The sequence below is a fragment of the Streptomyces sp. NPDC007983 genome, from assembly GCF_042958345.1.
Taxonomy (GTDB): Bacteria; Actinomycetota; Actinomycetes; order Streptomycetales; family Streptomycetaceae; genus Streptomyces.
On the sequence record NZ_JBIBJI010000001.1, the window covers coordinates 184,793 to 205,412 of the forward strand.

Annotated in this window: 23 protein-coding genes; 7 read left to right on the top strand and 16 right to left on the bottom strand. The window is 72.0% G+C overall.

All coding sequences use genetic code 11. The annotated features are described in order from the left end of the window. Positions 1-15: 15 nt before the first annotated feature. From ACFZCY_RS00890 to ACFZCY_RS00905, 4 genes are all read right to left on the bottom strand, one after another. Positions 16-420 carry a TIGR03618 family F420-dependent PPOX class oxidoreductase gene (locus tag ACFZCY_RS00890; protein WP_391168367.1) on the bottom strand — a complete coding sequence of 135 codons (405 nt, stop codon included), beginning with the start codon at positions 418-420 and terminating at the stop codon, positions 16-18. A gap of 164 nt (positions 421-584) precedes the next feature. After that, positions 585-1,079: a 2-C-methyl-D-erythritol 2,4-cyclodiphosphate synthase gene (ispF, locus tag ACFZCY_RS00895; protein WP_055546539.1), complete on the bottom strand. Its 495-nt coding sequence runs from the start codon at positions 1,077-1,079 to the stop codon at positions 585-587. Further along, entirely contained in the window at positions 1,069-1,842 is a 774-nt protein-coding gene (gene ispD, locus ACFZCY_RS00900) for a 2-C-methyl-D-erythritol 4-phosphate cytidylyltransferase (protein ID WP_391168369.1), read from the bottom strand. The genes ispF and ispD overlap by 11 nt, the downstream gene beginning before the upstream one ends. A gap of 275 nt (positions 1,843-2,117) precedes the next feature. Continuing rightward, the gene (locus ACFZCY_RS00905) at positions 2,118-2,600 is read right to left on the bottom strand and encodes a CarD family transcriptional regulator (RefSeq protein ID WP_009716930.1); all 483 of its coding nucleotides are present in this window, start codon (positions 2,598-2,600) and stop codon (positions 2,118-2,120) included. Between the two features lie 579 nt (positions 2,601-3,179). Here ACFZCY_RS00905 and ACFZCY_RS00910 point away from each other — a divergent pair. Beyond that, complete coding sequence (locus ACFZCY_RS00910) at positions 3,180-3,881, top strand: DUF461 domain-containing protein (protein ID WP_391168371.1); 702 nt, start codon at positions 3,180-3,182, stop codon at positions 3,879-3,881. Positions 3,882-3,968: 87 nt separating this feature from the next. Here ACFZCY_RS00910 and ACFZCY_RS00915 read toward each other — a convergent pair whose 3' ends face one another. Both ACFZCY_RS00915 and ACFZCY_RS00920 read right to left on the bottom strand, forming a co-directional pair. Then, complete coding sequence (locus tag ACFZCY_RS00915; protein ID WP_009716928.1) at positions 3,969-4,649, bottom strand: response regulator transcription factor; 681 nt, start codon at positions 4,647-4,649, stop codon at positions 3,969-3,971. Further along, a complete protein-coding gene (locus ACFZCY_RS00920; RefSeq protein WP_391168374.1) occupies positions 4,646-5,932 on the bottom strand; it encodes an ATP-binding protein in 1,287 nt (428 codons plus the stop codon). The genes ACFZCY_RS00915 and ACFZCY_RS00920 overlap by 4 nt, the downstream gene beginning before the upstream one ends. A gap of 289 nt (positions 5,933-6,221) precedes the next feature. Here ACFZCY_RS00920 and phoU point away from each other — a divergent pair, with 289 nt between their 5' ends. The 3 genes from phoU to ACFZCY_RS00935 all read left to right on the top strand — a co-directional run bounded on the left by phoU (position 6,222) and on the right by ACFZCY_RS00935 (position 7,472). Continuing rightward, entirely contained in the window at positions 6,222-6,896 is a 675-nt protein-coding gene (gene phoU, locus ACFZCY_RS00925) for a phosphate signaling complex protein PhoU (RefSeq protein ID WP_391168376.1), read from the top strand. A 115-nt stretch (positions 6,897-7,011) separates the two neighbouring features. Continuing rightward, positions 7,012-7,137, top strand: coding sequence for a hypothetical protein (locus ACFZCY_RS00930; protein ID WP_267892774.1), 126 nt, complete (start codon positions 7,012-7,014; stop codon positions 7,135-7,137). Between the two features lie 110 nt (positions 7,138-7,247). Continuing rightward, positions 7,248-7,472: a hypothetical protein gene (locus ACFZCY_RS00935; protein ID WP_391168378.1), complete on the top strand. Its 225-nt coding sequence runs from the start codon at positions 7,248-7,250 to the stop codon at positions 7,470-7,472. A 15-nt stretch (positions 7,473-7,487) separates the two neighbouring features. Here the strand turns inward: ACFZCY_RS00935 and ACFZCY_RS00940 are convergent, their stop codons facing one another. Further along, complete coding sequence (locus tag ACFZCY_RS00940) at positions 7,488-8,459, bottom strand: glycosyltransferase (RefSeq protein ID WP_391168379.1); 972 nt, start codon at positions 8,457-8,459, stop codon at positions 7,488-7,490. Between the two features lie 147 nt (positions 8,460-8,606). Between ACFZCY_RS00940 and ACFZCY_RS00945 the strand changes: the two genes are divergently transcribed. After that, a complete protein-coding gene (locus tag ACFZCY_RS00945; protein WP_391168380.1) occupies positions 8,607-9,005 on the top strand; it encodes a hypothetical protein in 399 nt (132 codons plus the stop codon). Positions 9,006-9,036: 31 nt separating this feature from the next. Here ACFZCY_RS00945 and ACFZCY_RS00950 read toward each other — a convergent pair whose 3' ends face one another. After that, complete coding sequence (locus tag ACFZCY_RS00950; protein WP_391168382.1) at positions 9,037-9,798, bottom strand: methyltransferase domain-containing protein; 762 nt, start codon at positions 9,796-9,798, stop codon at positions 9,037-9,039. Between the two features lie 297 nt (positions 9,799-10,095). Between ACFZCY_RS00950 and ACFZCY_RS00955 the strand changes: the two genes are divergently transcribed. Further along, on the top strand, positions 10,096-10,452 hold the full coding sequence (locus ACFZCY_RS00955) for a hypothetical protein (RefSeq protein ID WP_391168384.1): 357 nt from the start codon (positions 10,096-10,098) through the stop codon (positions 10,450-10,452). Between the two features lie 266 nt (positions 10,453-10,718). On the opposite strand, the gene ACFZCY_RS00960 is transcribed toward ACFZCY_RS00955, so the two are convergent. From ACFZCY_RS00960 to ACFZCY_RS00970, 3 genes are all read right to left on the bottom strand, one after another. Then, complete coding sequence (locus tag ACFZCY_RS00960) at positions 10,719-11,207, bottom strand: hypothetical protein (RefSeq protein WP_391168386.1); 489 nt, start codon at positions 11,205-11,207, stop codon at positions 10,719-10,721. Positions 11,208-11,330: 123 nt separating this feature from the next. Further along, entirely contained in the window at positions 11,331-11,879 is a 549-nt protein-coding gene (locus tag ACFZCY_RS00965; RefSeq protein WP_391168387.1) for a GNAT family N-acetyltransferase, read from the bottom strand. 91 nt (positions 11,880-11,970) lie between these two features. Then, complete coding sequence (locus tag ACFZCY_RS00970) at positions 11,971-12,732, bottom strand: phosphoglyceromutase (protein ID WP_391168389.1); 762 nt, start codon at positions 12,730-12,732, stop codon at positions 11,971-11,973. 141 nt (positions 12,733-12,873) lie between these two features. Between ACFZCY_RS00970 and ACFZCY_RS00975 the strand changes: the two genes are divergently transcribed. Beyond that, on the top strand, positions 12,874-14,166 hold the full coding sequence (locus tag ACFZCY_RS00975) for an MFS transporter (RefSeq protein ID WP_391168390.1): 1,293 nt from the start codon (positions 12,874-12,876) through the stop codon (positions 14,164-14,166). A gap of 25 nt (positions 14,167-14,191) precedes the next feature. On the opposite strand, the gene ACFZCY_RS00980 is transcribed toward ACFZCY_RS00975, so the two are convergent. The 5 genes from ACFZCY_RS00980 to ACFZCY_RS01000 form a co-directional block, all read right to left on the bottom strand. Then, complete coding sequence (locus ACFZCY_RS00980; RefSeq protein ID WP_391168391.1) at positions 14,192-16,198, bottom strand: M48 family metalloprotease; 2,007 nt, start codon at positions 16,196-16,198, stop codon at positions 14,192-14,194. Next, positions 16,195-16,860, bottom strand: coding sequence for a sigma-70 family RNA polymerase sigma factor (locus ACFZCY_RS00985; protein ID WP_391168392.1), 666 nt, complete (start codon positions 16,858-16,860; stop codon positions 16,195-16,197). Before ACFZCY_RS00985 ends, ACFZCY_RS00980 begins: the two co-directional genes overlap by 4 nt. After that, positions 16,853-17,071, bottom strand: coding sequence for a hypothetical protein (locus ACFZCY_RS00990; protein ID WP_391168393.1), 219 nt, complete (start codon positions 17,069-17,071; stop codon positions 16,853-16,855). The genes ACFZCY_RS00985 and ACFZCY_RS00990 overlap by 8 nt, the downstream gene beginning before the upstream one ends. A gap of 125 nt (positions 17,072-17,196) precedes the next feature. Beyond that, the gene (locus ACFZCY_RS00995; protein WP_391168394.1) at positions 17,197-18,885 is read right to left on the bottom strand and encodes a glycosyl hydrolase family 28-related protein; all 1,689 of its coding nucleotides are present in this window, start codon (positions 18,883-18,885) and stop codon (positions 17,197-17,199) included. Positions 18,886-18,970: 85 nt separating this feature from the next. Continuing rightward, positions 18,971-20,599: a hypothetical protein gene (locus tag ACFZCY_RS01000; RefSeq protein ID WP_391168395.1), complete on the bottom strand. Its 1,629-nt coding sequence runs from the start codon at positions 20,597-20,599 to the stop codon at positions 18,971-18,973. Positions 20,600-20,620 lie beyond the last annotated feature (21 nt).

Below are 20,620 nucleotides of genomic sequence, written 5' to 3' on the forward strand. Positions count from 1 at the left end.
TCCTCACGCGTCTCCTCAGAGGCTGCCGACGACCTTGCGGGGCGTGATCCGCACGACGATGCGCTCGTCGTCCTGAGCGGAGGCCGGGTTGAACTCGGCGTACTTCTTGCCCGCGTACTTCAGCGACAGCTCGTCGATCAGATCCTGGGCGCCCTCGGTGGTGTAGCTCGCCGTGCCGCGGATCTCGGCGTACGTGTACGGCTCGTCCGCGGGCTGGACCAGGACCGTGACGCGGGGGTCGCGGTCGATGTTCTTCTGCTTCCGCCGGCCCATGGTGGTCGAGAACAGCAGCTCGTCGCCGTCGCGCTTCACCCACACCGGTGACAGCTGAGGGCTGCCGTCGGGCTGGGTGGTGCCGATGATGACGAAGACGCGGGTGTCGAGGACGCGCTTGAGGTCGTCGGAGAGTGTGGTGGCCACGGGGTGCTTCCTTTCCTCGCGCCAGCCGGGCGGTGGTGCGGCTGGGCGGTGGTACGGATGGGGTACGGGTTACCCGATCCGTACCCCACACACCGTCAGGGCATTTCGGTTCCAGGCGCGGAACGGCCCGTACGGCGGAGAACCAGCGCCGCACCACCAGCGCGTCAGCGCCGCACCACCAGCGCGGTCGCCACCGCCGCCAGGCCCTCGGCCCGGCCGGTCAGGCCCAGCCCGTCCGTCGTCGTACCGGAGACCGAGACCGGGGCGTCGATCGCCGACGAGAGCGCCTTCACCGCCTCGTCGCGGCGCTTGCCGATCTTGGGGCGGACGCCGATCACCTGGATCGCCACATTGCCGATCTCGAAACCGGCCGCCCGCACGATCCGGGCCGCCTCCGCCAGCAGCGTCACCCCGGACGCGCCGGACCACTCGGGGCGGTCGGTGCCGAAGTGGGCGCCGAGGTCGCCGAGGCCCGCGGCGGAGAAGAGCGCGTCACAGGCGGCGTGAGCGGCCACGTCGCCGTCGGAGTGCCCGGCCAGGCCGTACGCCTCGCCCTCCCACAGCAGACCCGCGCACCACAGCTCGCGGCCCTCCTCGAACGCGTGCACGTCCGTGCCGATGCCCACCAGGGGGAGCGCCGCCTGAGCGTCAGAAGCCATCGTTCGCCCTCCTGCGCGCGAGAACCGCCTCGGCCAGCACCAGATCCAGGGGCCGGGTCACCTTGAACGCCTCCTCGTGGCCGGGTACGACCACGACCTCGACGCCCATCCGCTCGACCATGCCCGCGTCGTCCGTCGCGCCGTCGCCCTCCAGGACGATCTTCTCGTGCGCGGCGGCGAGCGTGGCCCGGTCGAACCCCTGCGGGGTCTGCACGGCGCGCAGCAGGGCGCGCTCGGGGGTGCCGACGACCGGCTCGGGCTCCCCGGCCCGGTCGCCGGTGCGCGGCTCGACCCGCTTGACGGTGTCGGTGACCGGCAGCGCCGGCACGACGGCGGGCGACCCGTCCCGTACGGCGGCGACGACCGCGTCCACGGTGTCCACGGGGACGAGCGGGCGCGCCGCGTCGTGCACCAGCACCGTCGTGACGGTCTCCGGGACGGCGGCCAGACCGAGGCGCACCGACTCCTGGCGGGTCTCACCGCCGGGGACGACCACCACCTCCGTGGTCCCGGTGAGCGGGTACGCGTCGAGCAGCCTGCGGACCTCGTCGGCACCGTCCGGCGGGGCGACCACGACCACCAGGGAAACGGCACGGGATCCGGCCATGGCCCGAACGGCGTGTACGAGCATCGGCGTACCGCTCAGCGGGCGCAGCGCCTTGGGGGCGCCCGGGCCCAGCCGCACGCCACGACCCGCCGCGGGGATCACGGCGGCGGTGCGGGCGGGACGCTCGGGGTCGCCGGCAGGCGGGGTTACGGACATTGCGTTGGCGTTCAGGTTTGCTTCCTCGGCCGAAATGGGTATGGCCACAGCGTGCCGGGCGCGATGCCCCGACCGGCCCCTTCCGTGACGACTGGTCGAGCCAGCTGCCCGGGCCCGGCACACCTTGCACCACAACAGCGACACCACAAACGGTCTTGCGCCATGGGCTTCGATGTGGTGGGCTGAGGTGCCTGTGTGCGAACATGCCGCAGCGCCCGGCGAACAGACTTACAGGGAGCAGGTCTGAATCACTCGGGCACCGCGGCATCTATATGTCAGGACGCGAGTACCTCATCCAGCAGGGCCTCGGCCTTGTCCTCATTGGTGCTCTCGGCGAGGGCGAGCTCGCTCACGAGGATCTGGCGCGCCTTGGCGAGCATGCGCTTCTCACCGGCGGACAGTCCGCGCTCCCGCTCTCGGCGCCACAGATCACGCACGACCTCGGCAACCTTGATCACATCACCGGAGGCGAGCTTCTCGAGATTTGCCTTGTATCGACGGGACCAGTTCGTGGGCTCTTCCGCGTACGGTGCGCGCAGCACCTCGAAGACTCGGTCCAGCCCGTCCTGGCCGACCACATCACGCACACCGACGAACTCCGCATTGTCCGCCGGTACACGAACCGTCAGGTCACCCTGAGCGACCTTCAGCACCAAGTAGGTCTTGTCCACGCCTTTGATCTGACGAGTTTCGATGGCCTCGATCAGCGCGGCCCCGTGATGGGGATAGACCACGGTGTCGCCTACCTTGAACGTCATGTGACAGGTACCCCTTCCGTGGCTATCCAGGGTAACACGTGAACGCCTTCTTCTGAATGGCGTTTTCGCAGGTCAGGGCATATCTCGGGGCTTGACAACAGCGGCTGGGACGTGCTGGGCGAGGTGGGCGGAACCGGGTATTCGCAGGTGGGAGCGGTTGTCCGGGCGGCGTGAAACCGGCGCGTTACGTGCCCCGACAACATCATGCGGGTGGCCGTACGTCCCGTTTTGCCGGAGTCCGGTCGATGGACTTCCGCTACTCCGTTCGGCCGAGGAGCGACAGATCCGGCCCCGATTCCCGAATTGATCACGGCCGCACTGATCATGCCTGTGAGACATCCGTGGTCAAGTGCGTGATCAATTCTTCGGACGTCCACGGATTCCTTACCGATAATCTCCCCGATCTGTCACCGAACCGATATTCAGGGTGGTCGGGAGCGTCGTCACGGAAGCGCGGCGAGGGGCGTACGGGGCGGGCGCGGCGCCCAGGAGGCGGGTCGGGTGCGGGGCCGGAAGGGCGGATCGGTAACCTAAGCGCGCTGATCCAACTTTTACCTCGTCCTAGGAGATGCCGCCGCCGTGAGCAGCAGCCTTCGACGCGGCGCCCTCGCCGCAGCCGCCATCGTGGTCTCGGTCGCCCCGCTCTCCGCCTGCGGAGCCGGGAACGACGCGCAGACGCTGGAGGTCAAGCCCGACAACGCCGCGACGTCCGTCGGCGATATCAAGATCCAGAACGCCAGCGTGGTGACCCAGCCGGACCGGACGGCGAAGGGCCCGGCCGTCGTCACGGCCCGGATCTTCAACAACGGCGACCGGGACGAGACGCTCACGGCCATCACGCTGCCCGACGCGCGCGGCGCGAAGGCGAAGCTGCACCCGGCCGGCAAGGCCGCGGGCAAGGTCGTCGTGCCGGCCGGTGGCTCCGTCATCCTCGGCGGCAAGGGCAACGCCTCCGCCGTCCTCGCCGACGGCCGCGAGGCCGCCAAGGACGGCGACGCCCAGCGGGTCGTCTTCGACCTCAGCTCGACCGGCGACGTGCCGATCACGGCCTTCGTCGTGCCCGCGACGAGCTACTTCGAGGGCTGGGGCCCGTCCAAGGTGCCGGCCCCGTCGGCCACGCCGGGCGGTACGCCCTCCGGGGCGCCGGGCCAGACCACGAAGCCGGGCGGCGACAAGCCGGGCGGCAAGCCGTCCGATGGGGCCTCCGGCTCGGCGAGCAACAAGCCGGGCGGCGGCCAGAGCAACGGCATCGCCTCCGGCGAGCCGACGCCGAACCACTGAGCACACGCTGAGCACACGCGAGGGCGGCCCCGGAGTTCCGGGGCCGCCCTCGCGTCGTCAGCGGGCACGTGACCGTGCCGGGCTCGTCTACGGCTCGAACTTGTAGCCCAGGCCGCGGACCGTCACCAGGTAGCGGGGCGCTCCCGGATCGGGCTCGATCTTGGCTCGCAGGCGCTTGACGTGGACGTCGAGGGTCTTCGTGTCGCCCACGTAGTCCGCGCCCCACACGCGGTCGATCAGCTGCATCCGGGTCAGCACCCGGCCCGCGTTGCGCAGCAGCATCTCCAGCAGGTCGAACTCCTTCAGCGGGAGGTCCACCTTGCCGCCGCCGACCGTGACCACGTGCCGGTCCACGTCCATCCGGACCGGGCCCGCCTCCAGGGCCGCGGGCGTGACCTCCTCCGGCTCGCCGCGGCGGCGCAGGACGGCCCGGATCCGGGCCACCAGCTCACGCGACGAGAAGGGCTTGGTCACGTAGTCGTCGGCACCTATTTCCAGGCCGACGACCTTGTCGATCTCGCTGTCCTTGGCGGTGACCATGATCACCGGGACGTTGGAGCGTCCGCGCAGCTGGCGGCACACCTCCGTACCGGGCAGTCCCGGCAGCATCAGGTCGAGCAGCACCAGATCGGCGCCGTTCCGCTCGAACTCGTCGAGCCCCTCGGGTCCCGTTGCCGCGATGGCGACCTCGAATCCCTCCTTGCGGAGCATGTACGACAGCGCGTCGCTGAACGATTCCTCGTCCTCGACGACCAGAACTCGGGTCACGGAAGGACCTCCGGGGCAGAAAGTTGATCGTTGGTGAAGGTCTCGTACGGTCGGTCGCCGTCCTCCGCATCGAGGTCGGATCCTGAATCGTACGGCTCGCCCGGCTCCCCGGCCGAGCGATCCCGGTCCCGCGCCGCACCGGCCTCCGGGAGTCTCAGGGTGAAGGTGGAGCCCTGTCCCTCAGCGCTCCACACCGTGACCTCCCCGCCGTGCGAGGCGGCCACGTGCTTGACGATGGCGAGACCGAGGCCGGTCCCGCCGGTCTGCCGCGAGCGGGCCGGGTCGACCCGGTAGAACCGCTCGAAGATCCGCTCGCGGTCCGTCGTGGAGATGCCGATGCCCTGGTCGGTGACGGCGACCTCGATCAGATCGCCGCCCGTCGCGGGGATGCGGCGGGCCGCGATGCCGACGCGGGTGCGGGCCGGGCTGTAGTTGACCGCGTTCTCGACGAGGTTGCCGAGGGCGGCGGCCAGCTGGCCGCGGTTGCCCCACACCCGCAGATCGGCGGTGCCGCCGGCGGCCATAGTGATCTGCTTGGTGCCCGCCTGGTGGCGGCAGCGGTCCATGGCCTCGGCGACCAGCTCGTCCACCCGTACCGGCTCGGCGTCCTCCAGCGGGTCGTCGTTCTGGACCCGGGAGAGATCGATCAGCTCCTGGACGAGACTGGACAGCCGGGTCGCCTCGACCTGCATCCGGCCCGCGAAGCGGTTGACCGCCTCCGGGTCGTCGGACGCGTCCATGACGGCCTCGGAGAGCAGGGAGAGCGCGCCGACCGGGGTCTTCAGCTCATGGCTGACGTTCGCGACGAAGTCGCGCCGTACGGCCTCGATCCGGCGGGCCTCGGTGAGGTCCTCGACCAGCAGCAGCACCAGCCGGGAGCCGAGCGGAGCCACTCTGGCGGACACGGCGAGGGCGTCGCCCCGGCCGGTGCCGCGCCGCGGCAGGTCCAGCTCGATCTGCCGGATCTCGCCGTCCCGCCGGGTGTCGCGGGCCATGGCCAGCATCGGTTCGACGGCGAGCTTGCCGCCGCGCACCAGGCCCAGCGCGTACGCGGCCGAGCTGGCCTTGACGACGGCATCCGCCTCGTCGAGGACGACGGCCGAGGAACGCAGTACCGAGAGCACGGTGTCCACGCCGGGCGGCAGGGCGGCATCGGTGTGCAGCGATGAGCGCGTAGGCTTCGCCTGTTCGCGCTCGCTCCAGCGGAACGCCAGCATGGCGATGACACCGGTGCACAACCCGGCGAGCGCCGCCACTGCGGCGATCGCCGCGTTCACGTTCATGCGTCCAAGGTTATGCGGGCGGGGAGCGACCTCCACAGCCCCGCACGGGATCCCTCGAACAGACGTTGCCGAGAGTTCACCGGTGGGTTGGCGCCGGTTCACTCCCGGCGCCCCGGCGACCGGCCGCCGCACGGGGTGGCGTGGGGGACGTTGCCGAGAGTTCACCTCGACGTCCGGGGTGGTTAACCGAGGGGCGCCGAGCCGGACGCGTTCCGATCCGAACGTGGCAGGGTGGGTCACACGAGTCCACGAAGATCCGTCAGCGAGAGTCAGTGAGAGAAGGTCAGTGATGCGCGACGCGTACCACGAGGAGCTGGATTCGATCGGGGAGGGCCTGGTCGATATGGCCCGGCTCGTCGGTTCCGCCATCGGCCGCGCCACCACATCCATCCTGGACGCGGACCTGAAGCTCGCCGAGAGCGTCATAGCCGCCGACGAGAAGGTCGACGACCTCCAGCGCGACCTGGAGAACCGCGCGATAGCGCTGCTCGCCCGGCAGCAGCCGGTCGCCACCGATCTGCGGATCGTCGTCACCAGCCTGCGCATGAGCGCCGACCTCGAACGCTCCGGGGACCTGGCGCAGCACGTCGCCAAGCTCACCCGGCTCCGCTTCCCGGACAACGCCGTACCGCACGACCTGCACGCCACCATCCTGGAGATGGGCCAGCTGGCGCAGCGGCTGATGGCGAAGGCGGCCGAGGTCATCGTCACCAAGGACGTCGACCTCGCCTCGCAGCTGGAGCAGGACGACGACGCGATGGACCTGCTGCACCGCACCCTCTTCCAGCACCTGATGGACGACCGCTGGAAGCACGGCATCGAGACGGCCGTCGACGTCACCCTGCTGGGCCGCTACTACGAGCGGTTCGCGGACCACGCGGTGTCGGTGGCCAAGCGCGTCATCTACCTGGTCACCGGTGAGCACGCGGACGAGTTGGGCGCGGCGACCACGCAGGAAGCCTGAGGCGGGCGTGGCGGCATCACGGCGGCGTGCCTCCGCGCGCCGTCGATGCGCCCCTGTGGGCGGGCCGTGGACCGGGACCATGAGCAGCAGGTGTTCCCTTCCGAGGAGACGACTCATGGCGGACATCACCCGTCCCGAACCCCACCCCACCCACCCCGTCGGCGCCTGCGGCTGCGGCTCGGGCTGCGGCTGCGGCTGCCAGTCCGGCGGCTCCTGCTCGTGCGGCGGCAACTGCGGCTGACGCGGCGGCGCGGCCACGAACGACCGGGGCCCGGGACCGACGATTCGGTCCCGGGCCCCGGTCGTCATCTCCAAGGTGCGGGCGGCGGCCACTGCGGCGAATCTGGTCGTATGAACGATGAGACCCCCGCCCGCCCCCGCGTGGTCGTCGAGGAGCCCCTCGACGGCCGCCGTCGCGTACGGGTCGACGGCGAGGACGTGGGAGTCGTGGTCAACCCGGACGAACTCCGCCGCCTCCTGACCCGCGCGGGCCTGACGGACGAAGCCGCCCCCATCGACGACCCGAGCCTGATCGACTGGCAGGGCGGCGGCCCCGACGACTGGCCCGCCGCGTAGGGCTACCGCGCAGGACTAAACGGTGGGAACCGCCGCCGGGGCCGGGTCCTTCTCCTCGACGGGGGAGCCGGCCGCGCGGCGGTGAGCCGCCAGTTCCTCCTTCAGCCGCTGGATGTGGTAGTGCTGAACCCGCGCCGTGCGCTGCAGGGCCATCACCGCGGTGAGGAACTGATCCATCTCGGTGGCCCGGGTGAGGATGTCGTCGGGCACGTGGTCGTCCCGCAGGCAGGCTTCCGCCTTCTGGCTGAGTACGGCCCGCGCCCAGCCACGGGTGATCGGCTTGAACAGGCCCGGGTGGTTGGCCACGATCCGCGCCCGGATGGCCAGGTCGTTCTCGGCGGCCTCCACGTGCAGTCCCGTGTCCTTGTTGCGCGCTCCGAACAGCGGCTCATGGATGTGGTGGGCATCGAAGCCGTGCTCGACGCAGCCGACCCGGAAGTCCCAGTCCTCTCCGGCCCGCATGCTCTCGTCGTAGCCGCCCACGGTCCGCCACACCTCCCGGCGGTACAGCGAGCAGTAGAACATGATCAGCCGCTGGAGCATCAGTTCGCGGCTGTAGGCGGGGAGGGACATCGCCTGCGGGGGCAGATCGTCGTCGGTGAAGGTGAACACATCAGTGGAGGCGATCGCGATGCCGGGGTCGCCGTCCAGGACCGCGACGGTCTTCTCGAGCATCGTGGGAGCGATCACGTCGTCGGCGTCCAGCGGAAGGACGTAGCGGCCGGTGGCTGCCTCGATCCCGGTGTTGCGGGCGGCCGAGACGCCGCCGTTCGCCCGCTGCACGAGCCTGATGCGCCGGTCGGGGTGGCGGGCGATCAGGGACCGGGTCACCTCGGCGGTGTTGTCGGTGCTGCCGTCGTCGACGATGAGGAGCTCCCAGTCCTGGAAGGTCTGGGCAAGGATGCTGGACACGGCCTCGGGCAGATAGCGGGCGTAGTCATGGCAGGGGATGACCACCGAAACCACGGGCTCGGGATTGTGGTGCATGCTCGGTCTTTCGGTTCGGGACGGGCACGGGAGTGTGAGTGGTGATCGGGCGGGCCGGAATCCGGTGTTCCGGGCACCGGCCGTCCCCCGGCCGGGGGCCACTTCCGCGGCCCACGGCCGGGCGCAGCGACGGACCCTGTGCTAGCTGTGCGCGCGCTTCCCGCGCTGGGGGTCGTAGGCGTCGTCCCCGTACTCGTGGTGGTGGCCGATCCCGTGCTCGCGCTCAGGCAGGCGGTGTCACCGCTGTCCGACCTGCTGGGCGAGGAGCCGGACCCGGAAGATCCGCCCCCGGTGGGCGCACTGCGTGCGCCGCTCCGCTCGACGGAGGTCATCCGTCGTGAGGGGCGTATGGGCGAGATCGGTGCTCTGCTGCCCCAGCTCATCCGCGACGCCCGCGCTGCCGTCCGCGCTCATCACGGCTGTGACCAGGCGGCCGCGTATGCGGTGCTTGCCGAGGCGTACCAGGTGGCGGCGACCACGCTCACGGCGTTGGGCCGGGAGGATGCCGCGTTCACGGCCAGCCGGCCACTCGCCTCGGCTGCATGAGCGCGCCGCCCCGCACCGCGGCCGCACAACATCAGGGGCGGAGCGCGACCAAGAGATCAACCACGTAGGTCTCTTCCACCTCATCGCCAGGAAACATCCTGACCAGCCGCTCACGCTCATCGACGAAAAACGCCTGGCGGTCAGCCTCTTCAAGGACGAGGAATGCCGACCGGCTGCCGATGTTGGCGAGATGCATGTCCAAGGAGACAGTGCGGCTCCAGCGCACTTGACGGCGCGCAACCCGTAGCCCTGTCAGCCCCGCCAGCCGGATGGCGTCGTTGCCCGAAGGGCGCACGGCAGACCTTGGCTTCACCCCGCAGTGGTGCGCAATGCGCCCGTGCTGCTCGCGAATCCACGGCACGTCGAAGGCCGTGGTGTTCCACCAGATCGCCAGCGCACCGCCCGTTCGCAGGACACGCAATGCCTCTGGGACGGACCGGCCAGGGTCGGTCCACTGCCATGACTGGGCATACGTGATGAGGTCGCAGGAAGCCTCGGCCAGCGGCAGAGCATTACCGTCGCCCCTCACGATCGGCACCCTCGGGAGCGCCTGGTGGAACTCACCAGCCATGGCCTCACCCGGCTCGACAGCGATCACATCAGCACCACGCTCCCGCAGCAGCACGCTGGCGATTCCGGTACCCGCGCCGACATCGGCGACCCGGGCGCCCGCCAAGCGACAGCCTGCGAACTCCTCGATGCAGTCAAAGAGCGCGGCCGGGTAAGAAGGCCGACTCGCCGCGTACTGAGCCACGGCTACGTCGAAGGACTGGGCGCGAGAAGTGGCGGTCATACCCTCATCATCGCCTCCCCGCACCAGCATTCGACCATCACCAACCCGGCGAACCTATGCGGTCACAGCACTAGCCGCACGGACAGAGTGGGTGTGCGTCCACTACGTCCGCGGGGCGAGTTCAGGCTGACCTGCTGCCTCGGCCGTGCGCCACCTCCGTGGCCCACGGCCGAGGCTTTCGTCACGGCTGTCTGTGCCCCGCCGTCCACTTCAGTGGAGGGCGTAACGCCGGTCTCGCTCCGCGCGTCCTGATTTCACCCGGCTTGGTTGTCAGTGCCCGCTCCTGGAGTGGCTCGCATGGCGACATTTCGATCGGGCTTCACTCTCTGGAAAATGGTCCAAGCGGCCCGGGAGCTTACCGAAGACACCCGCGTGCGGGAGCGCATCGACGTGGTGCTGGCCATCATGGGTGGCTTCGGCGGGACGTACGGCAAGGGCAGACCACTGGTGGACTCCTTGGAGGATGTAGCCCAAGAGCCTCTCCTACACCAGGACTTCGGGCTCGCCCAGCGCTTTCAGCGCTTCGCCGCCTATGCCGGAGGCGAACTGTTTCTCGACATTCTGGAGATGTACTACGACGAGGAGGCACGGCAGCGCAGCGAGGAAGGCATGCGCAGGATGGCCGCCATGGGTGCGCCGATGTGGAGCTGGTAGCCCTGAGCGCATGAGTCCTGGATTACGTCGCATGGCTGGCGTAGCAAGCATGCTGGTGGGCGTCACTGTTGCGCTCTGGCTGGTCTTCGGTCCTCCTCAAGGCTGGGAGGGCGGCATGAGGTGGCTACGCCACGGTCTGGCATGGGGGTCCCTAGGGGTGATCGTCTTCGCCGCCCGGCTGATGTTTTCCGACACTCGGAAAGGCACAGCGGACACGGTGTCCAACTAGGTCGGCGGAGCGGCTTTGGCCGGGCGAGGGACACTTGTCATGCCCGGCGGGATGCCCCGTCCGGCCAGATGACGTCCACCGGGATGTCTGCCTCGCGCGCCTGGTGCACTACGTCCGCTGTGCCGCCGCCCTTGCCGGTGGGCGGCTGTCCGTTCCACACCGCCACCAGCCGGTCGGCGCGCTCCAGCAGCACCGCGTTCGCCCCTTCGTACGCCTGCCGGTCCGCCGTCTCGTGCGGCATCACGAGTACCTCGTCAGCCGCCTCCACGAGCCGGTCGAAGGTCTCGGCGTGGTCCGGCTTCACCTTCGCCTGCCGGTAGTCCTGCGACGGGATCACCACGACCAAACGTCCGCCGGCCGCCAGGATCGCCTCGGCGAACAGGCTGTCGCTGCCCTTCGCGATGCATGACACACCGACCAGCCCGGAGGGTTCGTAGGCGGCGAGGACCTTGTCCAGTTCGGCTCGTACCAGCGGGAGCGACTCGTCGGTGAGGTCCATGTGCCCGGTCACAGAGAGCGTCGTCATCGAGTCTTCCTCGTCATGGGGTGAGCAGGGTGCGGATGCTACCGCGCACGTCGGCGACGGTCCGGGGCACACTGTCGCCCACCGCAACGCCACCCGCGCCGCGCGCCCTTCGGCCGCAGGGCCTCAACCGGACCGCGTGACCGGGGACCACACGCCGAACCATTGCTCGGCGCCGTAGGCCTTGAACCGCTCCACCTCGGTGAACCCCAGCTTTGCCGCGAGGCGCATCGAGCGCTCGTTGGCGGTCTGGGTGCGCAGTACCACGGACTCGCCGGGAAGCGCGTCGGCGAACCAGTCGAGTGCCGCTGCGCACGCTTCGGCGCCGTACCCGCGTCCCCACGTCTCCGGCAGGAACAGGTAGCCGAGTTCGGCCTTCCCGATATCCGGACGGATGTGTCCCGGAGTCTCCGCGTCATGCCGATCGAGCTTGACCATGCCGATCATCGATCCATCGAGATCGATCACGAAAAGGCCAGGCCGTCGTTTGGATATCTCGGGCACCTCGCGTTCGAGCTCAGCACGGGGTCGAGGGCCGCCGAGGTAGGTATGCACCTCCGGCGAGGCGAGCAGCTCGGTGAACGCCTCACGGTCCCGGGCCTCGGGCTCACGGAGCACGAGGCGCTCGGTTCTGATCGGGGCAGGTGGCCAGGCGACGGGACCGAGTTGCGTCATGGCGGGCAACCTAGCGCACGCCCGTGAAGTTGATGCGAAAAATGCCCCCGATCCGCGCCATACGCGCAGGTCGGGGGCATGATCACAAGGGCTACTTCTTCTTGCCCTGGTTCTTGACCGCCTCGATGGCCGCCTTCGCGGCGTCCGGGTCGAGGTAGGTGCCGCCCGGGTTGGTGGGGCGGAAGGCGGCGTCGAGCTCGTAGGAGAGCGGGATGCCGGTGGGGATGTTGAGGCCCGCGATGTCGGCGTCGGAGATGCCGTCGAGGTGCTTGACCAGGGCGCGCAGGGAGTTGCCGTGGGCGGCGACGAGGACGGTGCGGCCGCTGAGGAGGTCGGGGACGATGGCGTCGTACCAGTACGGGAGCATGCGGACGACGACGTCCTTGAGGCACTCGGTGCGGGGGCGCAGCTCCGGGGGGATGGTGGCGTAGCGCGGGTCGTCGCTCTGGGACCACTCGGCGCCGTCCTCGAGCGGGGGCGGCGGGGTGTCGTACGAGCGGCGCCACAGCATGAACTGCTCCTCGCCGAACTCGGCGAGGGTCTGGGCCTTGTCCTTGCCCTGGAGGGCGCCGTAGTGGCGCTCGTTGAGGCGCCAGCTGCGGGCGACCGGGATCCAGTGGCGGTCGGCGGCCTCCAGGGCGAGCTGCGCGGTGCGGATCGCGCGCTTCTGGACGGAGGTGTGGACCACGTCGGGGAGCAGGCCGGCGTCGCTCAGCAGCTCACCGCCGCGGACTGCCTCCTTCTCGCCCTTTTCGTTGAGGTTCACGTCCACCCAGCCGGTGAACAGGTTCTTCGCGTTCCACTCGCTCTCGCCGTGGCGGAGGAGGATCAGCTTGTACGGTGCGTCGGCCATGCGGTCGAGCCTACTGGACCGGTCGGAGGGGGTCGTTTGACGGACCTGGTCAATTGAGTGGCGGTCCGGGGGCCGGGGTCGGTAATTTGCGGATGCCAACTGCGCCTCTTACATCGGGGCGCTCATCCGTGGGGGGTTGCGATGTCCGTCGTTCGGTTGAGACAGGCCGCGAAGGAGAGCGTGTCGGGGTTGCCCCGGGCGTTCTGGTGGCTGTGGACCTCCACGCTGGTGAACCGGCTGGGTGGGTTCGTGGCGACGTTCCTTGCCATGTACCTGACCGTCGAGAGGGGTTACTCGGCGACGTTCGCCGGGCTGGTGGGGGCGCTGCACGGGCTGGGCGGGGTGGTGTCGGCGGTGGTCGCGGGGGTGCTCACCGACCGGCTGGGGCGGCGGCCCACGCTGCTGGTGGCGCAGGTGTCGACGGCGGTCACCGTGGCCGTGCTCGGCTTCGTACGGGATCCGGTGGCGATCGCGGTCATGGCCCTTCTGGTGGGCATGGCCACCAGCGCGTCGCGGCCCGCGGTCCAGGCGATGATGGCCGACATCGTCGCCCCCGAGGACCGGGTGCGGGCGTTCTCGCTCAACTACTGGGCCATCAACCTGGGCTTCGCCTTCTCCGCGATGGCGGCGGGGCTGATCGCACGGCACGGCTATCTCACGCTGTTCCTGGCCGACGCGGGGATGACGCTGCTGACCGCGCTGATCGTCTTCGCCAAGCTGCCGGAGTCCCGTCCGGAGGGGCAGAGTCCGGGGCGCGGGGCGGACGGAAAGGCGGTCGGGCTCGGGACCGTGCTGCGGGACCGGCGGTTCATGGCCGTGGTGGCGCTGACGTACCTCGTCGCGACCCTCTTCCAGCAGGGCTACGTCGCGCTGCCGGTGGCGATGGGCGCGGACGGGTTGTCCAGCGCGGACTTCGGGCTGGCGATCGCGACCAACGGGGTGCTGATCGTGGTTCTGCAGATTCCGGTCACGCGCTTCATCGAGCACCGGGACCCGGCACGGCTGCTGGTCGTCGCCGCGCTGCTGACCGGGTACGGGTTCGGGCTGACCGCCTTCGCCGGGTCGGTGGGCATGTACGCGCTGGCCGTGGCCGTCTGGACGCTCGGCGAGATCATCAGCTCGCCGACCCAGATGGGGCTGGTGGCCCGGCTCTCACCGGCCCACGGGCGGGGCCGCTACCAGGGGATGTACGTGCTGGCGTGGTCGCTCGCCTCGCTGACCGCGCCCCTGGCGGGCGGCGCGGTGATCGACCGCTTCGGGGCGGCCACGCTGTGGGCGGCGAGCGCGGTGGTGGGCACGGTGGCCGCGATCGGTTACGGGGTGCTGGGGCGGCGGCTGGGGGCGGACGGGCCCGAGGTGGCGGGGCCGGATGCGGCGGACGGGAACGCGGCCGGTGTGAGCGCGGGGAAGGCGGCGGGTGTGGCCGCCGCGTGACGCCCCGCGGCGGGGGTACGGCGGGCTACGGGGTCGCTCGGGGCAGGAGCGGGGCGATGTCGAGGCTCGGGCGCGGGATCGCCGTACGCCACGTCGGCGGCGCCGTGGGCAGCGCCCGGGTCGGGTACGAGGTCGCGTAAGGGTTCGGCAGGAGCGGGGAGTACGGGGGCGGGGTGAGGCCACTGCCGGGCTGGTTCCAGGGGGTTACGGCGGTGGCGGGGACCCGGGGGTAGCCGGGCTCGTCGCGATTCGCCCACACCCCGTACGACACGGCCGTCAGCCCCAGCAGGACGGTGAGGGCCAGCGCCCGGACCGAGGTGATACGGCGACGGGCGGGCTCGGATACGGCGGGGGCGATGCTGATCTCGGACGGGGAGTCGGGGCGCGGCCCCGGGGAGCCGGGGCCCGGGGAGTTCGGGGACGCGGGGGTTCGGGGCGGGGTGGCCGGGCCCGGGCGCAGCGGGGCGTGTTCGTCCACTCCCAGGGCGGCCAGGTGCAGCCCGAGCCGCCGGGTCTGACCGGGCTGCCGTACGGCGGCGTCGGCCAAGTCCCGGATGTCGTCGGGCGCGGTGCCGGCGGGCGGGACGAGGATTCCGGGCCCGGTCCAGTGCATCGCCCAGTACGCGGTGCCGTTCGCGACGAGCTGCGCCCCGATCAGGGCGGCCAGGGCGGTGGACAGCGGGCCGAGAGGGTCCCGTTCGGCGTCCTCCGACGGCGGGAGGGCGCCGCTCAGGGCGCGGGCGAGCGGCATGCGGCGGCCGCTGTCCAGCAGCCGCAACACCCGATGGAGGGTCAACTCAGTGGTGGGCGGCGCGTCGCCGGTGCGCGCGTCGGACTCGGCGCGTTCGACCGTACGGACCGCCTTCGCCAGCGGCGCCAGGGCCCGGGTCGCCCGGTGTTCGGCGAGGAGGCCGAGCCATTCCCGCCACGGCACCATCGCCCCGTCCGGCGTCCCCGTCGCGCGGGCCAGCCGGACCGCGTACCGCGACGGTACGGAGAGGGGTTCGGCGGGCGGCGGCGAGCCCTCGGGCAGGCGGGCCAGCCGGTCCAGGCGGGTGGCCAGGTCGGGGTGGGGGTCGTCGGGGTCGGCGCGGTGTTCGGTGGCGCGGGCGCGCAGGGCGGCCAGGGGCTCCCGTAACTCGGGTGCGTCCACCATGTGACCGAAGGCCCGGAAGGGGTCGTCCGGCACACATCCGTACGCGCGGCGCATGGGTGTCAGGTGGGCCGTGGTGAACTCCAGCCACGCCGCTTCGAGCGCGAGCGCGGCGCGCAGCGCGTCGGCGACGGCACGGGGCCCGGCCGCCCGGGCGGCCTCGCGGTCGGCTTCCAGCTCCTGCCGCCGTCGGACCGGGCGGGTGAGCCCGGCGAACACCCGGGTGTAGAGGCGGAGGAGGAGCAGGGGGCCGCCCGCGTACATCCGGACCAGGTTGTTGGCGGTCGCCGCCTCCACGATCGCCTGCCGGGCGGCGAGGAGCCCTGCCGTACCACGGTGGGCGAGGACGCCGAAGCGGCCGTGGCGGCGGGAGAAGTGGCCCAGTTCATGGGCGAGGACGGCACGCAGTTCGGCGGGGGTCAGGCCCATGAGGAGGGGCAGGCCGAGGTAGAGCGTGCGGCCACCGGGGGCCAGGCCGAGGAACGGGGCGTCGTCGGTGACGGACGCGTTGACGTCGGCGGTCAGCCGGACGCGGTCGGGCGGCCGGGTACCCACGGCGCTCGCCAGCTCCTCGACCACGGCCCACAGCGCGGGCGCCCCGCGCCGGGACACCGTCACCGCGTCGGGGCGCGGTGCAGCGGGCCGGGCGGTGCGGACCACCGCCCAGAGCAAGGCGACGACGACCGGCGCGAGCGCGGCGCACAGCATGATGACGCTGGTCGGCGGCGTCGTGGCCGTGGGCTCCCCGGCGCTCCACACCGCGATCACCAGGGCGGCCACCCACAGCAGGACCACGACCGCGACCAGTGCGTAGAAGCCGGCCAGCAGGGCGAGGGCGAGTACGGCACGGGCGGCCGCCGTCATCCCAGCGCCCGTCATCCCAGCCCCTGCCGGGCAGCCAGCCCCTGCCGCTGCCGGGCGACGTGGCGGTCGGTGCCCAGGCCGTCGCGCAGCCACGCGGCGGCGCCGCGCAGCGCCCCGCACAGCGGATCCAGCTGGTCGGCGGACATCAGGCGCTCGCCGTCGGGGCGAACGTCCCAGGAGAGGTCGAGCAGCAGAGTGAGCCGGGCGCGGGCCTTGTGCAGATTGCTGCCGACGCTGCCGGTGGAGATGCCGAGTTCGGCGGCGATCTCCGCGTAGCTCATGCCCTCCAGCGAGTGCATCACGACCACCTGACGCTGCCGCGGCGGCAGGGTGCCGAGCGCGCGCAGCACGGCCAGCGCCTCCGCGGTCTCCTCCACGGTGGCGGTCGTGGCGGCCGGAACGGTCAGCTCGACCGGCTTCCAGCGGAACCACCAGCGCCGCCCGTCGCGCGAGAGCTTGCGGCGCATGGTGGTGTCCACCCAGGCCTCGGGCGAGGCGCACGCCCTGACGTGCGGCCAGCGGCGCATCGCCTCGATGTACGCCTCCTGGACGGCGTCCTCGGCGTTCTGCCGGTTACCGCTGAGCATCACCGCGCGGGCGGCGAGCGCCGGGTACGTACGGGCGTAGAACGCGTCGAACTCCTCGCCGCGCGTGGTCTCCTCGGCCGTGTCACTCATGGCCGCCCCCTCGGTGCACCGTGACCGCGGCGCCGTCGGCACGGCGGTCGGTGAGCACCGTGCCCGGCTCCGACCTGTCCAGCATCTCGACCAGCATGCGCGCCCGGACGCGTTCGCCCGAGCGCGCCGCCAGCCAGCGGACGACATCCCCCATCAGCCGTAGCACCCCCACTGTCACGACCGTTGCCACCGTGAGCCACGGATTGTCCATGAGCACCGCTCGTCTCCCTCGTATGGTTCCCGGCTGTCGGCGCCGGTTCACCAGAGAGAGTCATCGGGCGGCGGTTTTCTTCACCGCGGGGCGGGGGGATTTTCGCAGAAGCGGGACGGGACCGGTCAGCGCAGGGCGCGCTGGGCCTCGTACAGATTGCGCGGGCGGACGGCCGCGGGGTGGCCGTAGGACTCGATGCGGGAGTGGAGCGGACCGCTGAAGTCCGGTACGTCGGTCTGGCCGAACTCCCGGACCTCGCTGATGCCGACCGTCGCGCTGTACGGGGCGATTTCGTCGATCTTGACGCAGCCCGCGCGCTGATTGGTGACGGTGACGTTCCAGTGGGTGAACCGGGCGCCGTACAGCGGACCCGCGACCGCGTCGCCGCCGTGCGAGCCGGTGTTGTCGATGGTGATGTCGGTGCGGACGTTGGCGAACGGCATGCCGCGGTGGGTGTCGAAGGTGCCCATCTCCATCCGGCCGCGTGACCAGACGTTGTAGCTGGACAGTCCCTCGACGTTGATGCCGTGCAGCTGTGTCCCGGCGGGCGCGGGCACGGTGCGCTGTTTCAGCACGAAGTCCTCGACCAGGTTGTCGTGCGAGCCCTCGCGGCAGCAGTACGGATGGTGGCTGCCGCGTCCGGAGACGGTGACCCGGCGCAGGGTACACGCCTTGGCGGCGACGAGCAGGAAGCCGTTGTCGACGTTGTTGACGGTCACGTCGTCGACCCAGCAGTCCCACGCGCACTGCAGCGCGACGCCGTTGTAGCCCTTGTCGAGCAGATGCTGCCCCTGCGGCGTCTCGACGACGTCCAGGGTGATCCCCTCGACACCGGAGCCGGTCACCGGCCGGATCAGGGTGGTGAACCGGGGCTTCCAGGCGGGCCGGGCGTCGAGCGGCAGCGGACGGTCCAGGGTGACCTGGCGGCGGCGACGGTCGACGGCGGTGACGCGGCACGGCCATTCGTACGGGACGTACGAGGTCAGCTTGGTCTTGTCGGCCCACGGATACCCGCCCGAGCCCTCGACGTCCCCGGCCATGTGCTGGAGCAGGGTGTGCGCGCCGTCGTCCGCGAGCTGTAACAGCACCCGGTCGCCGCGCCGGAGGGCGGCGGTGCTCTCGACGGGCACGGTCCAGTCGCCGCGCCGGGCGGGGCGGTCGATGGCGGTCAGGGTGCGCCACTCGTCGCGCCCGTTGCCGGTCCAGCCTTCGAACGGCCACGCCTGGGCCTTGATCGCGGCGGTGAGGGAGCGCCAGCGGGCGTCCGGGCACATCCAGATGAGGCCGCCGGCCCAGGACCAGGACGACTTGGTGCCGCCGTAGCGACTGCCGTACGGCCCGATCAGCTCGGTGAGGTTGCGGGTCGCGTGCAGCGTGGTCCGCCCGCTGCCCGCGCCGCGCAGCACGACGTTGTCGTAGCCGATGCGGATGATGCCGTCGATGCGGTACGTCCCGGGCGGCACCACCACCGTGCCCCCGCCGCGCCGCCCGACGGCCTCGATGGCGCGGTTGATCGCGGGGGCGGCGTCGGCCGAGCCGTCGGGCCGGGCGCCGTAGCGCCGTACGTCGGCGGCGACCGGGTAGCGGGGTAACTCCGCGCGCCCGCCGCGGAATCCGGCGCGGCCGACGTAGGGGATCTGGGGGTGGTGGTACGGGTCGGCGCGGAACTCGCGCCAGAGGGCGGAACCCGCCGGCCGGTCGGCTGATCGTCCGGCCGCCGCGGCGGGGGTCGCGCCCAGCAGCCCCACCGCGGCGCCCCCGGCCGTGCCCGCGGCCGCGCCGAGCAGCGTGCGTCTGTCGATTTCCCTGTCCATGAGGCCCACACCTTCCATGGATGTGAACGCCGTTCAGATGAGCGACGGCGTGAGCATGCCACGGGAGCCCCGGGCGCGGAAGGGGTCAGCGCGCGTACAGCCGGTGGGCCGTCCTGCCCGCCCACCACAGACCCGCCGCGCCGACCAGCAACGGCCAGCCGAGCTGCCCCGCGTGGAGGGCGCCGCTCCGGGTGACCGCCACCAGCACCGGCGCCGTCAGCACCAGGGCGGCGAGCGGGCCGCGCAGGTACCAGACGGCGGCCTGCATCGCGCCCGTGTTGCCCATCGGGGTCTCGGTCCCGAGCAGGAGGTGCGGCGGGACGGCGCCCCGGTACGAGCTGACCAGCGCGGCCGCCACCAGCGCCGGGGCGCAGGCGGTGAGCACCGCGAGCCCGGGCCGTCCCCAGCCGCCGAGCGCGGCGGCCACGCCGCCCACGGCCGTGCCCGCCACCAGCAGGACGCCGGGTACGAGCGCGTGCCACAGGGCGAGGGAACGCGGCGGGTAGGGCAGGTTCGCCGAGCGGCGCACGTCGTCGCTCTCCCGGCGCGCGGGCTCGGTGAGCTGGGCCGCGCCGAGGTAGCCCGCCACCAGCGCCCCGACGGCGGCCACGGCCTGGGCCCGCTCCCGCAGCGTGGGGGCGAGAGCGGTCAGCGCCACGGCGGTGGCGGTCCACCCGGCCGCCCAGCCCAGCCGCCCGGGGGTGCGCAGCAGCCCGGTCGCGTCGCGCCACGGGACGACGAGCGGGCGGTGGCGTGGCATCGGCAGCCGCAGGGCGGGCCGCGAACCGCGTTCCCTCAGGCCCGGAAGCCCCGCCTTCGCCTGCCGCAGGTCGAGCACGAACAGGGACGCGCCGAGCTGGGAGGCCACCGTCGCCCGCAGCCGCAGAGCCGCCTGGGAGATGCCCACCGCCTCCCGGCGGGCGCACAGCAGCGCGACGAGGACGAACACGGCCGACAGCGCCACGCCCACCGCCCAGCCGGGCGCCCGCTCACCGGCGGCCGCGACCAGCGGCTGCGCGGCCCAGCCCCAGGGGCCCGACCACAGGAACGCCGTCCCCAGCCACTCCGGATGCCCACCACGGGCCACCGACACCGCCGCGGTGACCGCCGGAACGGCGACGGCGAGCCCGGCCGCGCCGAAGAGCCGGGCGCCGTGGCGGGCCATCAGCCGGTCGCGGCGCTCCACGACGGTGCCCGCCGCGGTGCCGATGAGCGCGGCCGCCGCCCCCGCCCACGCCCCGGCCCCGGTCACCGTGGGCCAGGACGGGGCGCCCGAGGCGTACACCAGGAAGCCGAGCACCCCGCCGACGACCGCCCCGACCGCGACCGCCAGCAGCGCGGACGTCATCAGCCGGGGCAGCAGCAGGGGCGCGCGGGACAGCGGTGCGGGCAGCAGCCACGAGACGGTCGGCATGTCGAGGAGGACCGGCCCGCGCCACACCGCGCCGCGCGCGATCAGCAGGACGACCAGCGCGACCACCGTCGGCACGGTCAGCGGCAGGCTGGTCAGGACGTGTGCGGCCAGCGGGCCCCGGGGCCCGTCGGCGCGCCCGGCTCTGGCGGCCGAGACGAGCAGCGGTACGCCCCAGGCCAGGCCGACCAGCGCGACGACGTAGAGCGCGAACGCGCCGCTCTTGCGCTTCTCCCACCGGGCGTCACGCCGCAGGGCGCCGAGGTAGGCCAGCGCCTCGGCGGAGCCGTCGTTGTGCCCCATCGGAGTCGTGCCTTGCCGTGC

Coding starts and splice junctions, on each gene's coding strand:
- ACFZCY_RS00930 (WP_267892774.1), top strand. CDS start 7,012: ATGGCGGACATCACCCGTCCCGAACCCCACCCCACCCACCCCGTCGGC.
- ACFZCY_RS00995 (WP_391168394.1), bottom strand. CDS start 18,885: ATGGACAGGGAAATCGACAGACGCACGCTGCTCGGCGCGGCCGCGGGC.
- ACFZCY_RS00980 (WP_391168391.1), bottom strand. CDS start 16,198: ATGACGGGCGCTGGGATGACGGCGGCCGCCCGTGCCGTACTCGCCCTC.
- ACFZCY_RS00990 (WP_391168393.1), bottom strand. CDS start 17,071: ATGGACAATCCGTGGCTCACGGTGGCAACGGTCGTGACAGTGGGGGTG.
- ACFZCY_RS00955 (WP_391168384.1), top strand. CDS start 10,096: ATGGCGACATTTCGATCGGGCTTCACTCTCTGGAAAATGGTCCAAGCG.
- ispF (WP_055546539.1), bottom strand. CDS start 1,079: ATGGCTTCTGACGCTCAGGCGGCGCTCCCCCTGGTGGGCATCGGCACG.
- ispD (WP_391168369.1), bottom strand. CDS start 1,842: ATGTCCGTAACCCCGCCTGCCGGCGACCCCGAGCGTCCCGCCCGCACC.
- ACFZCY_RS00960 (WP_391168386.1), bottom strand. CDS start 11,207: ATGACGACGCTCTCTGTGACCGGGCACATGGACCTCACCGACGAGTCG.
- ACFZCY_RS00975 (WP_391168390.1), top strand. CDS start 12,874: ATGTCCGTCGTTCGGTTGAGACAGGCCGCGAAGGAGAGCGTGTCGGGG.
- ACFZCY_RS00920 (WP_391168374.1), bottom strand. CDS start 5,932: ATGAACGTGAACGCGGCGATCGCCGCAGTGGCGGCGCTCGCCGGGTTG.
- ACFZCY_RS00950 (WP_391168382.1), bottom strand. CDS start 9,798: ATGACCGCCACTTCTCGCGCCCAGTCCTTCGACGTAGCCGTGGCTCAG.
- ACFZCY_RS00905 (WP_009716930.1), bottom strand. CDS start 2,600: ATGACGTTCAAGGTAGGCGACACCGTGGTCTATCCCCATCACGGGGCC.
- ACFZCY_RS00970 (WP_391168389.1), bottom strand. CDS start 12,732: ATGGCCGACGCACCGTACAAGCTGATCCTCCTCCGCCACGGCGAGAGC.
- ACFZCY_RS00985 (WP_391168392.1), bottom strand. CDS start 16,860: ATGAGTGACACGGCCGAGGAGACCACGCGCGGCGAGGAGTTCGACGCG.
- ACFZCY_RS00940 (WP_391168379.1), bottom strand. CDS start 8,459: ATGCACCACAATCCCGAGCCCGTGGTTTCGGTGGTCATCCCCTGCCAT.
- ACFZCY_RS01000 (WP_391168395.1), bottom strand. CDS start 20,599: ATGGGGCACAACGACGGCTCCGCCGAGGCGCTGGCCTACCTCGGCGCC.
- ACFZCY_RS00935 (WP_391168378.1), top strand. CDS start 7,248: ATGAACGATGAGACCCCCGCCCGCCCCCGCGTGGTCGTCGAGGAGCCC.
- phoU (WP_391168376.1), top strand. CDS start 6,222: ATGCGCGACGCGTACCACGAGGAGCTGGATTCGATCGGGGAGGGCCTG.
- ACFZCY_RS00965 (WP_391168387.1), bottom strand. CDS start 11,879: ATGACGCAACTCGGTCCCGTCGCCTGGCCACCTGCCCCGATCAGAACC.